The following is a 13,883-nucleotide window of genomic DNA, read 5'->3' on the forward strand; positions in this document are numbered from 1 at the left end:
GCGCCCCACCCCTCCGACCTTTACTGCGGCATTCCGATGGGTCGCCCCAGGACCTCATCCTCGGGCCCACACCAGCCGATCAAGCCCACGCCGGCCAAATCCGGCCCGTCCGGCGATTGAGGACATCTTTCAGCCCGTCCGGCGATTGAGGACGAACCGGCCACCCGGACGCCCCGGGCAGACCGGCCCCGCCACCACCCCCGCCGCCGCTACGCGTCCTTCAGTTCCTGCCGCTGCCGCCCCAGCCCGACGATCTCCAGCTCCACGACATCCCCGGCCCGCAGGTACGGCTTGGGCTCGGGCCGCCCCAGGGCGACCCCGGCCGGCGTCCCGGTGTTGATCACATCGCCCGGGTACAGCGTCATGAAGTGGCTGAGATACCGGACCACCTCGCCCACCGGGAAGATCTGGTCGGCCGTCGTACCGTCCTGCTTCAGCTCACCGTTGACCCAGAGCTTCATCGGCAGCGCCTGCGGATCGGCGATCTCGTCCGCCGTCACCAGCCACGGCCCCAGCGGGTTGAACGTCTCGCAGTTCTTCCCCTTGTCCCAGGTGCCGCCGCGCTCGATCTGGAACTCGCGCTCGGAGACGTCGTGCGCCGTCGCGTAGCCGGCGACGTGCGCGAGCCCCTCCTCGGCGGACTCCAGGTACCGGGCGGTGCGCCCGATGACGACCGCGAGCTCGACCTCCCAGTCGGTCTTGACGCTGCCGCGCGGCACCAGCACCGTGTCTTCGGGCCCGATGACGGTGTCCGGCGCCTTGAAGAACAGGATCGGCTCGGCGGGGATCTGCGCGCCCGTCTCGGCGGCGTGGTCGTGGTAGTTCAGCCCGATGCACACGATCTTGCCGATCCCGGCGAGCGGCGGACCGACCCGCAGCCCGTCGGCGTCGAGCTCGGGCAGTTCGCCGGGCGCGGCCGCGGCGGCCCGTACCCGGGCGAGCGCGGACTCGTCGGCGAGCAGCGCACCGTCGATGTCGGTGACGATCCCCGACAGGTCACGCAGGGTTCCGTCCTCGTCCAGCAGCGCCGGTCGTTCCGCGCCGGCCGTACCCACACGAAGCAGCTTCAACGGTGTTTCTCCCCTTGATCGAGATCGGGCCCGTCGGATGGGTGGCGGCCATCGCAGGCTTGTCCGATCGTCCAAGACATCCGATCAATTCGCAAGGCCCTGTTCACACACTGGACCGGCGCACTCGCCGCCCCGGTTACACCGCGGTGGCCACGGCGGTGCCCGCGGCCGGCATGTCGCGGTAGAGGACGGCCCGTTCGATCGCGGTCCAGGTCGTGCTCGTGACGACGTACAGCGCGGCGGCGAGCGGTACGACGGACACGGTGAAGAGGGTGGCGAAGGACATCAGGGGCATGAGCTTCGTCATCGCGCCCATACCCGGGACCGGCTGCCCGTCGGGGCCGGTGGTCGGGGTGACGGGGTTGGCGGTCATCTGCCGCTTCGTACGCCGGAAGTTGAAGGTCGCCACGACGGCGACGATCGCGAACAGGCCGAGGTAGACCATGCCCTGCGCCCCGAACAGCCCGCCGTGCGCGAGCGCGTCGTGCCAGCGCTCGCCGAGCGGGGCGTCGAAGAGCTGGTGACCGAGGAGCGCGTTGGGGTCGCCGCCGATCTTCTGGCTGGAGAAGAGGTGGTAGAGGAGGAAGAAGGCGGGCATCTGCAGCAGGCTGGGCAGGCAGCCGGACAACGGTGAGACCTTCTCCTCCTTGTGCAGCTCCATGAGCGCCTTCTGCATGCGCTCGGGGTTCTTGCCGTGCTTCTTGCGCAGCTCGGCGATCTGCGGCTGGAGCCGGGTGCGGGCCTTCTGCCCGCGCGCCGCGGCCCGCGACAGGGGGTGCACGGCGAGCCGCACGAGCGCCGTGAACAGGACGATGGCGGCGGCCGTGGACGCGGTCTGGAAGAGCGGGTGCAGCACATCGGCCAGCGCGCCGACCAGGCCGGCGAATGCGGACATGAAGACGGACATGGGTGAGCCCTCCGGGGGTCTCGTCGTGCCGGGAAGTGAGGACGAACTCGGCATGACGAACCGCGAGGGGGTGCCTACGGGCAGAGGTGCCCACGGGCAGAGTGCCTACGGGCAGAGGTGCCCACGGGCAGAGTGCCTACGGGCAGAGGTGCCTACGGGCAGGGGCGCCCACAGGCAGAGGCGTCTACGGGTACTGAGGTGGACCCGGGGACTGCTGAGAACCCCTACGCGGCCGTCGGAAGGGCGCGGCCGGGAGCTCGGGGGCGTCTGCGGCCCTTGGCGTCCGGGTCTCGCTGGGGCAGGAACGCGGTGCGTTTCTCCCGGTCGCGCATGGCCGTACGGACCCGGGTGCGGGGTACGGGGACGGCGCAGCGGGCGCTGACGACCGAGGCGGCGACGAGCGCCGAGCCGGCGGCCGCGGTGGCGGCGAGCGCGACGGCGGCGGAAAGGCTGCCGCCTTCGGCGAGGAGGACCTCGGTCACGAGGAAGAACAGCAGTCCGGCGGGGCGGAGCAACCGGGCGAGGCCATCGCGCAGACGCGTCGTGTCACCGCTCATCGGCCCCTCCCCTCTCCCTGCGTTCGCGCGTTCGACTCTTCAGCCGTTATACACGATGGGTCCGACACGGCCATCGGCCTTGAGGAGCGTTCGGTCTCCGGCGGTCACGTCGGTCGCCCGACGGCGACCGACGGCAACGGTCAGCGTCCTGCCCCCGTGAGAGCGCCGCTGAGCCGCGTGTCCTCCCCGTCCGCCCCCGCGTCCTTGACCGGAGGACCGATCTCGTCCCGTGCGAGCACCTCGCTGTCCGGCCGTTCGTCATGCTCGCGCGGCCCCGCGTACGTCACGGCGAGCGCGACGACGAGGTTCGCGCCGAGCGCCACGATGCCCGCGTTCACGCCCCACACCGGATCGTTCTCCGTGAACACGAACCCGCACACCACGCCCACGCCGACGACCAGCCCGCTCATCGCACCGAGCAACGTCAGCCGCCGCCATATCAGCCCCAGCAGCACCATGGGGAGCAGCTGCGCCATCCCCTCGTACGAGATGAGCGAGAGCCGTACGAGAGTGTTCGGTGCGGTGTACGTGAGCACCAGAGCGATCACGCCCGCGGCCACCACGACGGTCTGCGCGACGCCCTTCTGCCGCCGCTCCCACCGCGGTACGAGCGACAGCACACTGCGCCCCCACATCGTGCCGATGACCAGCATGAAGACGGCCATCGGCACGATCGACGAGAGCGCCGCCGCCACGCCGATGACGCCGACCGCCCACGCGGGCAGCGAGTCCACGACGAGCTTGAAGAGCGCCAGGTTGGACTCGGCGCCGACGAGCCCGGGCACGACGAAGAGCGCCGCCATGCCGAGCAGCATCGGCACGAAGAGCAGCACGTTGTAGGCGGGCAGCCACATCGCGTTGCGGCGCAGTACGTCGGCGTTCTTCGCGCCGAGGTAGCCGGCGACGGTCGTCGGGAAGATCACCACGGTGAGGGAGTTGAGGAACGAGGTGGTGATGAACCACGCCTGCCCGAGCCCGCTGTTTCCGTGCCCGGGGAAGGTAAGCCAGTCGCTCTTCTCGGTGACGAGCCGGTCGAGGAAGGGCCCGTACCCGTCGAAGTAGTGCAGCGGTACGTAGAAGGCGAGGAACCCGAGTGTGGCGATGACGAGGACGTCCTTGAGTACGGACACCCACGCGCTGCCGCGCAGCCCGCTCACCACGACGAAACCGGTGGTGACGGCGAACGCTATGAAGTAGGCCCAGTTCAGGCTGATGGCACCGTAGGAGATCGTCGAGACGACCACGCCCATGCCGGTGATCTGGAGCTGGATGTACGGCAGCAGGAAGACGGTCGCGAGGACGGCGACCAGCGCACCGAGCCAGGGCCGGCCGAAGCGGTGCGCCACCATGTCGGTGATCCCCACGAGCCCGTGCTTGCGTGCGTACGCCCAGAGCGTCGGCCCGACGACGTAACCGAGGGCGTACCCGCAGGACATGTACGCCACCACGTACAGCACCGGCGCCCCGTAGTTGTAGCCCCATCCCGCCGCGCCCAGGTAGCTGAAGCTGGTGTAGCCCTCGCCGGCCATCAGCACCCAGATGAACACGGTCCCGAGACTGCGCCCGCCCACGGACCACTCGGCGAGCCCGCCGCCCGCTCCGTTCCCCTTTCGCCGCCCGCGCATCGCGAGCAGCCCGAGGGCGACGGTGGCGACCATGAAGATCCCGAAGACGGAGGTCGCGATCGCGGCGTTCACCGGCGGTCCCCCCGCCGGGTCAGCCATACGGCGACGGGTGTCAGCAGGGTCGCCCCGAGCAGCCATACGAAGAGGAACGGCAGTCCGAGAACGACGGGATGGACCCGGTTCACGAACGGCAGCACTCCCAGGTACAGCACATAGGGGACCAGCAACCACAACAACTGCGGACGTCGTCTGAGCACGTCAGGGAACCTTAGTGCGACCCGGCTACCGCGCCCGGACATCCGTCAGCCTCCCCCAGACAACAAGCCGGTACCGGGAGGTGAATTCGGGCGTGCACGTAGTGAGCGTCACATAGGAACCGGGCGTTCCGTACCCCGCGTACGGCTTCACGTTGCTGCGCGGGACGGCCGCGATGACACCGCTGTCGCGGGCGCTGGTCTGCCCGAGCGTCCGGTCGACGGTGTACGTGTAGACGGCGTCCCGGGTCTCGATGTCGATCCGGTCGCCGCGCCGCAGCCGGTTGATGTACCGGAAGGGCTCGCCGTGGGTGTTGCGGTGCCCGGCGAGCGCGAAGTTGCCCGGCCGGCCGGGCTGCGCGGTGCGCGGGTAATGCCCGACGTACCCCTTGTCGAGGACGCCGCGCTTGCTGATGCCCTGGGCGACGGGGGCGGTGAGCCCGAGCCGTGGGATACGGATGACGGCGTACGCCTGATCCCAGCGCGGCGCGGCGGATGGCGGCGCGGTATGGCCCGCGGACGAACGGCCGCCCGGGGCCCCGCTGTCCGCGGCACGCCCGCTCCCGGCCCGGCCTCCGCCTCTGCCCCCGCTTCCCCCGTCCTTGAGTCCTTGTGGCTCGCTCCACTCCCTCTCCAGGGCCTGAACCCGGTGTTCGGCGTCGGCGCGGGCCTGCCGGTTGGTCCACCACAGCTGATGAACAACGAGCAACAACAGGACGACCCCGAGGGTCACCACCACCTCTGCGCCCGTCCAGAGCCCGCGCGCGGCCATCCGCCGCCCCCGCGAGTTCCGCTGCACCACGACCGGTATCCGCTCCCGCACGGCCCGCACGATAAGGCCATGTCCCGTAACTCTCCAGGGCCGGAACAAGCCTCCGTCCGGATGCCGTACAGCAGTACGGTGTGGTTCATGCGCCCCGACACGCCTGCCGATCACACCACCGAAGCCGAGCGCCTGCTGCGCACCGCGGCGCAGTACCCCGAGGACCGTGAGCCGCTGTTCCTCCAGGCCGCTGCCCATCTGGAGCTCGCCGGTGACCGCGCCCGCGCCACCACCCTCTACGACGAGCTGCTCGGCTCCCCCGGCCTCGACCACCCGCACCTGGTCAAGGCCCTGAACGCGGCCAACCTGTGGGAGTACGGCCACGAGGCCGAGGCCCGCGCGATCCTCGACGGCATCCGCGCCGCGGGCCCGCTCGACCCGGCGCCCTGGGAGATCGCGGCCGAAACCCTCGAATCGCATGACGAGCTGGATGCGGCGCACGACTGCTTCACGGCCGCGCTGACGCTCCTCCTGACGCCGGGCGAGGAGGTTCCGTACGCCGTGCAGTCGCTGCTGATCGGCCGGCACCGGGTGCGCAGGCTGATGGGCGCCGACCACGACGCCTGGGACGAGCTGGCCGACACCGTGCACACGGCCGCCGTCCCGCTGGACGAGCTGCACGACCCGAAACGCCTGTGGGCGCTGGGCTCCTCGGACCCGGGCGAGCTCCGGGCCGAGATCACCCGCCTCCGCGCCGAGCTGGGCACGTACCGCACCGCGCTGTCCCGCCCGTTCCCGGTGGCGGTGCTGCACTGGCCGGCCGCCGAGTTCGACGAACTCCTCACCGCGTACCCGAACCTGCGCAGCGAGTACCCCTCCCGCCCCGACCACCTGGCCCGCCTGGAGGCCGCCCTCCGCGACCTCCACCAGGCCGGCACCCCGAACCTCGGCCTCGTGACCGGCACGGTCCCGTCGTACGAGGCCTTCGCCGCCTCGGAGGCCACGTCCCCCGCCGACCCGGACCTCCTCCCCCAGTACGCCACCACCCTCGCCGCCCGCGGCCGCGCCGTCCCCTGGCCCCCGGCCCGGACCGCCGCCTGCTGGTGCGGCTCGGGCCGGACGTACCAGGAGTGCCACGCCGCGGCGTGACGGCCCCGGCCGATCGGGGGCCCGGCCACAACAAGGCCCCCGACCCGGTGCCACGTCGTCGTTCTGCCGTCGGGCCGCCCGGCGGCGACGCGCCCCCGTTGCCTCCTGCCGGCGTAGCCCCGGGTCCCGCCCCGCACCGGCAGCGGCCGGGGCGGGGCGGGGCCATGCCGTAGGTCAGAACTTCCAGGCGGGGTCGTTCGCGATCTTCAGCAGTGCGGTGGTGTCCAGCTGCGGCTGTGACCGCGCGTTGCGCGCCCCCTTCGCGTCCGGCCGGCCGGTCCACTGCTGAAGGGTCACCGTTCGGCCGTCCTTGCGCAGCACCCGGACGTACCAGGACGGCTGTCCGTCCCGGGGCAACCGCAGCGTCACGGCCTCCGCCCGTGCGCCGTCGGCGAGTTCGACCACCTGGCAGTCGCTCGCCGGGGCGGTGTCGCGCGGAGCCGGGGCTCCCGGCCGGGGGGTGAACTTCGGCATCGTGATGCTCGCGCAGAGCGGCACCTTCGGGCCCTTGGCCGTGTATTCCGCTCCGCCGACGAACTCCACCGGGCCGGTGCCGCTGTCCCACTGCACGCGGTAGGTCCGGCCGGGGAAGTCTCCCTCCCGGATGGTCGTCTTCCCCGGCGGGAGCAGCCCGACCAGGGTGTCGCCGAGCTGCTTGCTGCTCCACCGGGTCGTGTGCTCGGTTCCCGGCCCGAAGGCGTCGGGCCGCAGGGTCTGCGGTGCCGCGCTGTCGGCCGCGGCGGGCACCAGCGGGCCGACGAGCGGGTCGGCCGCGGCCAACGAGGTCGCGCCCGGGTCGGCGCCGGGCGTGACCAGTGCCAGGGTGGCCACCGCCGCCCCCGCGGTCAGGCCCACTCCGGCAAGTGCTCCGCGGCGGCGGACACGGCTGCGTCGTCCGGCCGCGACGGCCGTGTCCACGCTGGTCCGCAGAGGCGGCTCGTCATGGAGCCCGGCCTCCAGAAGGGTCTTTACATCGTGGTTGTTCATCGCAGTACGACCTTCTCTCGAGTGGAATCGGCTGGAGGAGCGAACGCTCCGAACGAGTCGGAGTCCGCGTCGTCCCCCAGGAGGGAGCGCAGGCGGGCCAGTGCCCGCGCGGTGTGGCTCTTCACCGTGCCGATGGAGCAGCCCATGGCCGCGGCGGTCGCGGCGATGTCCAGATCGGCCCAGTAGCGCAGCACCACCACTGCCCGCTGCCGCGGCGGCAGGACGGCCAGCGCGGCGCGCACCTGGAGTCCCAGTGCCGGATCCGCACAGGGCTCGGCGCGGTCGGGCAGTACGCAGGAGGGCTGTTCGCGACGCCAGCGCCGCCGCATGTGGTCGACGCAGGCCCGGGTCAGTACGCGGTGGGCGTACGCCTCCATGTTCCGTATCTGACGCCGCCGCCCCCACACGGAGTACAGCTTCGCCAGTGCCGTCTGCGTGATGTCCTCGGCGTGGTGCCAGTCACCGCACATCAGGTAAGCGGCGCGGCGCAGGTGCACCAGCCGCTCCTGGGCGAAGCCGCGGAATTCCTCCACGTCACCGGTACGCAATGCGTGCCTCCTTTCGTCTCTGCCCCCTTCGACGGAGCGGACCGGGCACGGGGATGTCACGGGCCGTGAGATCTCTCCGAATAATTTTTTCTGACGCCCCGTGACCTCCCTGCACCCCGTCCGCTCCCTCGTTCCTGTCGAGACATGGGAGTAAGCGGCGCCCGCGTCCGGAGCGTCCGCCCCTGCGATGCGGGCGGGCGCTCCCGCGGGGCCGCGCGATCGAGAGGACACGTACGCGAGGCATACGTACGGCAGGCCCGCCGACGGCCGTCGTGCAACTACGCGCAGGGGCCCGGTACGGCAGGCAGCACGTCCAGCTGAAAGGTCGGCTCGGTGCTCAGGTCCGCAATGCTCCCATCCAGACCGGAGCGGGGAGAGCCGGGCGAGGACGCTTCGGTGGCATCGGGAACGACCGCCTCGGCTGCATCCTCGACGCCGATGGAAGTTACGTTGAGTTGATCAGGACACCCTCCTGAAGACCCTCCATCCAACACGGGCAGGCGCATGCGAGAGCGGCTTCGTCAGTCCTGCTTGATAGAACTGCATACATAGCTGACGAGATGAGGGGGACTCGGCGATGCCCAACGACTTTGCAGGCGACGCAGCTCCGGTTGCTGGGCTCTACGAGACGCTGATCACCCATCGTCTCGAAGAGCGTATGAAGCAACTCGACTCCACAGGCTGGCGCTCCATCGATGAAATAGTCGGCGCTGAATCTGCACCTCACGTGCTGTCACGCCACATCGGGAGCGTCGTGCGGCGGATCCTCCAGGGCCTCTCACCCGCGGAGCAGGTGGTCGCCGCCAACCACATCCTGGATTCGCTCAACACCATCGAAGGTGCGACCGAGTGGGTCGATCTCGTCATCGAGGGCCCCCGGCAATTGCTCGCAGTTGCGGAGCAAGAAGCTCCTGGCGTCTACGCGATTCGCCCGGCTACACCCCTCTCCGAGACGGCACTGATCACCAACTCGCCTGATGATCCGAGCCTGGGCTTTGAACTGCGGGCCGAGTTGGCCACGGCGGACCGTGTTGATCTCCTCTGCGCCTTTGTGAAGTGGCACGGACTGCGAGTCCTTGAGCAGTCGCTCTCCTCCGCACGCGATCGCGGCGTACCCATCCGCGTGTTGACAACGACCTACATCGGAGCCACGGAGCGTCGCGCGCTGGATCGTCTGGTCCGCGAGTTCGGTGCCGAGGTGAAGGTCAACTACGAGATCCGCTCAACACGCCTTCATGCCAAGGCCTGGCTCTTCCGTCGCGAGAGCGGCTTCGACACGGCGTACGTCGGCAGTTCGAACCTGTCCAAGGCCGCGCTTCTAGACGGGCTCGAATGGAACGTTCGGCTGTCGTCGGTCGCCACACCATCCGTCCTCCGCAAGTTCGAAGCAACATTCGACGCGTATTGGAGTGAGCGCTCCTTCGAGCCATACGACCCCGACAGCGACGCGCAGAGACTGGACGATGCGCTGTCTCACGCTGGCGGGTCCAGCCAAAACGGCGGCACCACCATCACGCTCTCCGGACTTGAAGTCCGCCCCTATCCGCACCAGCGCGACATGTTGGAACGTCTCGAAGCGGAGCGCACCGTCCACGGTCGGCACCGCAACCTCCTCGTTGCGGCGACCGGCACCGGCAAGACCGTGATGGCAGCTCTTGACTTCAAGCGCCTACGGCGGACGCTGGGCCATGACCCGCGGCTGCTCTTCGTAGCCCACCGCAAGGAGATCCTGGAACAGTCCCTGCGCGTCTACCAGAACGTGCTGATTGATGCGAACTTCGGCGAGCTCTTCGTCGGTGGGGAGATCCCCGACAACTGGACGCATGTGTTCGCCAGCGTCCAGTCCCTCAACTCACGTGTGCTGGACCGCTTCTCTCCAGACCACTTTGACGTCATCGTGATCGACGAGTTCCATCACGGCACGTCGCCCACATACCGGCGGATTCTGGATCATTTCGAGCCCAAGGAACTGCTGGGACTCACCGCTACCCCCGAACGCATGGATGGGCTGAACATCCAGGACGAGTTCTTTGAGGGCCGGATCGCCGCAGAGATGCGTCTCTGGGAAGCCCTGGAGAACGACCTACTCAGTCCCTTTCACTACTTCGGCGTCACCGACAACACCGACATGAGCGCCATCTCCTGGAAGCGGGGGTCGTACGACGCCGCGGACCTCAGTAATCTCTTCACTGGCAATGACGCACGAGCCAGGCTCGTCGTGCAGGCCGTGAAGGACAAGGTTGCCGACCCGGGCTCGATGCGTGCGTTGGGCTTCTGTGTGTCAGTTGCGCACGCAGTCTTCATGGCCGACTTTTTCCGTCGAGCCGGCCTCAACGCGATCGCACTGTCCGGCGACACCTCACGCCATGAGCGCAAGGAAGCCTTGGATCAGCTCAAAGCAGGGGCGCTCCAAGTCATCTTCTCTGTCGACCTGTTCAACGAGGGACTCGACATCCCCGACGTCGACACCCTGCTCCTCTTGCGCCCCACTTCCAGCGCCACGGTGTTCCTCCAGCAGCTGGGACGAGGCCTGCGTCGGACCGAAGAAAAGGCCGTCCTCACTGTCCTGGACTTCATCGGTCAGCACCGCAAGGAGTTCCGCTTCGAGGAACAGTTCCGCGCGCTGACCAACCTCACTCGCAATCGCCTGCTCGCCAACATCGAACACGACTTTCCGCAGCTGCCGTCTGGCTGCCAGATCATCCTTGAGTCGAAGGCCAAGGAGCTGATCATTGACAACATCCGCAGCCAGATCAGCGTCAACGTCACTCAACTTGCCCGCGAGGTCGCCAAGTACGCCGAGCCTCAGCTCGCCGTCTACCTCAAGGAGAGCGGTCGTGAGCTCAAGGAGCTCTACCGAGGCAACGGGAACTCATGGACGGGTCTACTCCGCCGAGCCAAGCTTCTCCCTGAGACCGGGCCGGAGGGTGAAGCATCGCTACTGAAGCGCCTATCGGGGTTCCTTCACGTCGATGACCCGCTCCGAGTCGCCGCGTACAGCAAGCTCCTCGCTGACGACGCCCCCACATACGATGACCTCAGCGAGCAGGAACAGGCGTACGCACGCATGTTCTTCTTCTCGCTGTGGCCGTTGGGCGGCGACTTCAACAGCTACCAGGCGGGCTTCAACACCCTTCGCCCTCAGCACGCCTTCCGCGACGAGCTCCGCCAGGTCCTCACCCACGTCCTAGATCAGGCCGACCACGTACCCGTCCCGCTGCTCGGCGGGCATGCAAGCCTGCCGCTGACAGTGCACTCCTCGTACAGCCGCGAAGAGATCCTCCCCGCCCTGGGGCAGTCCCACGTGGGCGGCTTCATGCCGGGACACTTCCGCGAAGGTGTGAAGTGGTGCGAAAACATCCAGACTGACGCGCTACTCATCACCCTCGAAAAGGACGAGAAGGACTTCTCACCAGAGACCCGCTACAAGGACTACGCCCTGAACGAGTCCCTGTTCCACTGGGAATCGCAGAACCAGACCTCCGAGGCATCCCCCACCGGCATCCGCTACCAGACCCACAAGGAGAAGGGCACCCACGTCCTACTCTTCGTCCGCCGCTACAAGAAGACGGACATCGGCGGGCCCCAGCCGTGGATGCTTCTCGGCCCCGCCGAGTACGTCGAACACAAGGGCAGCAAGCCCATGGGCATTATCTGGAAGCTCCGTCACGAGATTCCTGCTGATGTATGGACCTACTCAGCGATTGCTGCGGGTTAGCGATTCAGATCACTTATACGCCAGAAGCGGCGGTGCGCTCGCAGGAATCGCTTCCCAATGCGATGCTTTTCCATCGTCCTCAACGGGGCCGTTCGCGAAGTCGGGCCTTCTGCGTAACGATCCACAACATGAAAATCATCGGTCAGATAAAGGGCACCACGGTCAAGTCGAACATGGCAGTTAGGGCACAGACACAACACATTCCCTTCGACATCGGGACCCCCTGCCGAGCCCCCAAGCGCTTGTATGTGCGCCCCCTCGGCATAGCTCTTACCCTCAGCCCCAACTGTCAGCGCTAGACCACAGATCTGACACGTGTACTCGTGCCACCGCTTAACCCGGCGGACAACAGCCGTGTCGCGGACGATGCGTTCGACCGTGGTCGTCCGTCGCTGGGTAGTCACCTCAGGCGCGTCAGCACTGTTCTCGTCGGCCGCATCTTGGTCTTGCCGGTCTAGGATGTCTCGGACCTGCTGCTCAACGGGCGTAAGTTCCTGCGTTTCAGCTGGGAGGCGATGCAGCCTAAACCGGCAGATCTGAAAGCCGGCCTTACCGACTTCGGTCCACTCTTCGACAATCTGGTAGAGGCCGTCATACCGGTATCCACTTACAGGTGAATAATCTCGCTCACCTTCACTGCCTCGGATGACCCGTATGGGGTTGGCCAATATCCGACTTCTCCGGAGACCCGCGTTCCCACGGTTCTCCCAAGTCTGATCCTCTATCTGCCGACCAGTGTTGCGATCTCGACCACCAGCACCTGTGTAAACGACCTCATCCCACTTGTCGAGATCGTCTTCATAGCCCTGATTCAGCACGATCGCATCGGCAGCTCTCTCCCCGCTGGCATCAAGCCCCCACGAGATGCCTGCCTCGCGCTCTTTGTGAAGCTTGGCATCCTTGACGGCTTGCCGGGATTCGAAATGGACACCTGGAAGGCACTCATCCACATGCCCGAAGAAAGCTCTGTACGCAGCCATGCGAACATGCTTCCGGCCATTCGATCATTTTCGATCACTCGTGACGCCTTGTGAGGCTAAGTGGCCTGATTTCTCCTAAACTTGACCCGAAGGTGACCACTGGCTGGGCCCGATCCGGCGCCTCGTCGGGTCATGGCCGCGAGCACGGCCGATGGGGAGGTCGGCGATCGGTTTGGCTACTCATCGGGACGACTCGCAGCGTTCTCATGAAAGGCCACGTGCAAACTCGAGCACTCTTCGCCGATCCTCGCCAACAGATGGCCGATCGCCGCCGTCCCGGTACCCGGAGCTGGAGGTTCGATTTCACGCCAGTGAATGGGGGCTGTGGCCAACACGATCGTCGGCGTCACCTCAACAGTGATGAGGAAGAAGTCGTCCCGCCGACCGAGGGGCACGAGTTGGTGCACCGAAACTCCGGGCAAGAAGCCGCAATGCTGTGCAGCACACACGAGGCACCACAGGTTGTACGACTCCGCCCAGTCGCAGTCCCCCTCCAAGTCATCCAGCTCTTCGGCGATTTCGACGAGTTCCTCAGACGAAGGCTGCTTCACGCCGGATCAGCCACCTCGGCTTCGAAGTGCGTTTGCGCGCAGTCGAGGGCGTCGTCCGGATCGCAGCCGTGAGCACGGAGCCAATGGAGGAGGTCGACGATGAGATCGATCGCCATCTCCTTCCCCAAGGTCAGGCTCAGCCGTTCACGACGGGAGTTCACTGGGAGGCCGCCGAGCCCGCAAAGCTCCAGCAGTGCTTCCGCCTTCGCGACTTGGGGACCATCGACGTGATCGTTTGATGACCGGAGGCCGGTGGCCAGCTCGCACCAGGTGACCTTGGAGTCACCGCGCAGGATGACGCCCCAGCGATCTGCGAAACCGTTCACAAGGGCCATGCCCCGCCCCGTCGCACTCTCCCCCGCTGCCGTGATGAGCGTAGGAAGTGCTTGCAGATCAGGATCGCGCACCTCGATGCGAAGACGATCTCCGTTCATCGATACGGCGAGACACGACGGGGTGCCGGGGCCTACATGCCTCACCACATTTGAGACTAGCTCCGTGACGCAGACCTGCGCCGCGTAGACGACTCCGGGCAACCCCCAGAGCTCCAGGTGTAACCGCATCACTCGCCGCAGGCCGGCGAGCTCCTCTGCTTCTGCCAGAAACGCCAGATCCCAAGCTTTTCTGTCCACGCCGAAACGACACTCATCCAAGCCGACCACTCCTTCGCGACTCGGCGGTCACCGTGTGTGCCCGCCGTGTCTCATATGGTGGCGGCGGAACTCTCAAAATGGAACTCTCATGTAGAAGCAATGGGAGCACGCGAACTGGCGC

Annotated in this window: 13 protein-coding genes; 2 read left to right on the forward strand and 11 right to left on the reverse strand. The window is 67.4% G+C overall.

Annotated elements, in window-relative coordinates; translation table 11 throughout:
• Positions 1–209 precede the first annotated feature (209 nt).
• The 6 genes from OG306_RS13255 to OG306_RS13280 all read right to left on the reverse strand — a co-directional run bounded on the left by OG306_RS13255 (position 210) and on the right by OG306_RS13280 (position 5,185).
• The gene (locus OG306_RS13255; protein WP_266746384.1) at positions 210–1,070 is read right to left on the reverse strand and encodes a fumarylacetoacetate hydrolase family protein; all 861 of its coding nucleotides are present in this window, start codon (positions 1,068–1,070) and stop codon (positions 210–212) included.
• Positions 1,071–1,206: 136 nt separating this feature from the next.
• Positions 1,207–1,977, reverse strand: coding sequence for a YidC/Oxa1 family membrane protein insertase (locus tag OG306_RS13260; RefSeq protein WP_266746385.1), 771 nt, complete (start codon positions 1,975–1,977; stop codon positions 1,207–1,209).
• A 224-nt stretch (positions 1,978–2,201) separates the two neighbouring features.
• A complete protein-coding gene (locus tag OG306_RS13265; protein WP_371665321.1) occupies positions 2,202–2,534 on the reverse strand; it encodes a DUF6412 domain-containing protein in 333 nt (110 codons plus the stop codon).
• 140 nt (positions 2,535–2,674) lie between these two features.
• On the reverse strand, positions 2,675–4,231 hold the full coding sequence (locus tag OG306_RS13270) for a sodium:solute symporter family protein (protein WP_371665322.1): 1,557 nt from the start codon (positions 4,229–4,231) through the stop codon (positions 2,675–2,677).
• The gene (locus tag OG306_RS13275) at positions 4,228–4,386 is read right to left on the reverse strand and encodes a DUF3311 domain-containing protein (RefSeq protein WP_323184045.1); all 159 of its coding nucleotides are present in this window, start codon (positions 4,384–4,386) and stop codon (positions 4,228–4,230) included. Before OG306_RS13275 ends, OG306_RS13270 begins: the two co-directional genes overlap by 4 nt.
• A 55-nt stretch (positions 4,387–4,441) precedes the next feature.
• The gene (locus tag OG306_RS13280) at positions 4,442–5,185 is read right to left on the reverse strand and encodes a class E sortase (protein ID WP_371666232.1); all 744 of its coding nucleotides are present in this window, start codon (positions 5,183–5,185) and stop codon (positions 4,442–4,444) included.
• Between the two features lie 138 nt (positions 5,186–5,323).
• Between OG306_RS13280 and OG306_RS13285 the strand changes: the two genes are divergently transcribed.
• Positions 5,324–6,325 carry an SEC-C metal-binding domain-containing protein gene (locus OG306_RS13285; protein WP_371665323.1) on the forward strand — a complete coding sequence of 334 codons (1,002 nt, stop codon included), beginning with the start codon at positions 5,324–5,326 and terminating at the stop codon, positions 6,323–6,325.
• A 174-nt stretch (positions 6,326–6,499) separates the two neighbouring features.
• Here the strand turns inward: OG306_RS13285 and OG306_RS13290 are convergent, their stop codons facing one another.
• Both OG306_RS13290 and OG306_RS13295 read right to left on the reverse strand, forming a co-directional pair.
• Positions 6,500–7,312 (reverse strand): hypothetical protein, encoded by an 813-nt coding sequence (locus OG306_RS13290; protein WP_371665324.1) that lies wholly within the window; start codon positions 7,310–7,312, stop codon positions 6,500–6,502.
• Positions 7,309–7,860 (reverse strand): SigE family RNA polymerase sigma factor, encoded by a 552-nt coding sequence (locus OG306_RS13295; protein ID WP_266906610.1) that lies wholly within the window; start codon positions 7,858–7,860, stop codon positions 7,309–7,311. The genes OG306_RS13290 and OG306_RS13295 overlap by 4 nt, the downstream gene beginning before the upstream one ends.
• A gap of 577 nt (positions 7,861–8,437) precedes the next feature.
• Between OG306_RS13295 and OG306_RS13300 the strand changes: the two genes are divergently transcribed.
• Positions 8,438–11,578: a DUF3427 domain-containing protein gene (locus OG306_RS13300; RefSeq protein WP_371665325.1), complete on the forward strand. Its 3,141-nt coding sequence runs from the start codon at positions 8,438–8,440 to the stop codon at positions 11,576–11,578.
• Here OG306_RS13300 and OG306_RS13305 read toward each other — a convergent pair.
• From OG306_RS13305 to OG306_RS13315, 3 genes are all read right to left on the reverse strand, one after another.
• On the reverse strand, positions 11,575–12,558 hold the full coding sequence (locus OG306_RS13305; protein ID WP_371665326.1) for a YDG/SRA domain-containing protein: 984 nt from the start codon (positions 12,556–12,558) through the stop codon (positions 11,575–11,577). The genes OG306_RS13300 and OG306_RS13305 overlap by 4 nt on opposite strands.
• A 176-nt stretch (positions 12,559–12,734) precedes the next feature.
• On the reverse strand, positions 12,735–13,109 hold the full coding sequence (locus OG306_RS13310) for a hypothetical protein (RefSeq protein ID WP_371665327.1): 375 nt from the start codon (positions 13,107–13,109) through the stop codon (positions 12,735–12,737).
• Complete coding sequence (locus OG306_RS13315) at positions 13,106–13,762, reverse strand: ATP-binding protein (RefSeq protein ID WP_371665329.1); 657 nt, start codon at positions 13,760–13,762, stop codon at positions 13,106–13,108. Before OG306_RS13315 ends, OG306_RS13310 begins: the two co-directional genes overlap by 4 nt.
• Between the last annotated feature and the right edge of the window lie 121 nt (positions 13,763–13,883).

The sequence above is a fragment of the Streptomyces sp. NBC_01241 genome (assembly GCF_041435435.1).
GTDB lineage: Bacteria > Actinomycetota > Actinomycetes > Streptomycetales > Streptomycetaceae > Streptomyces.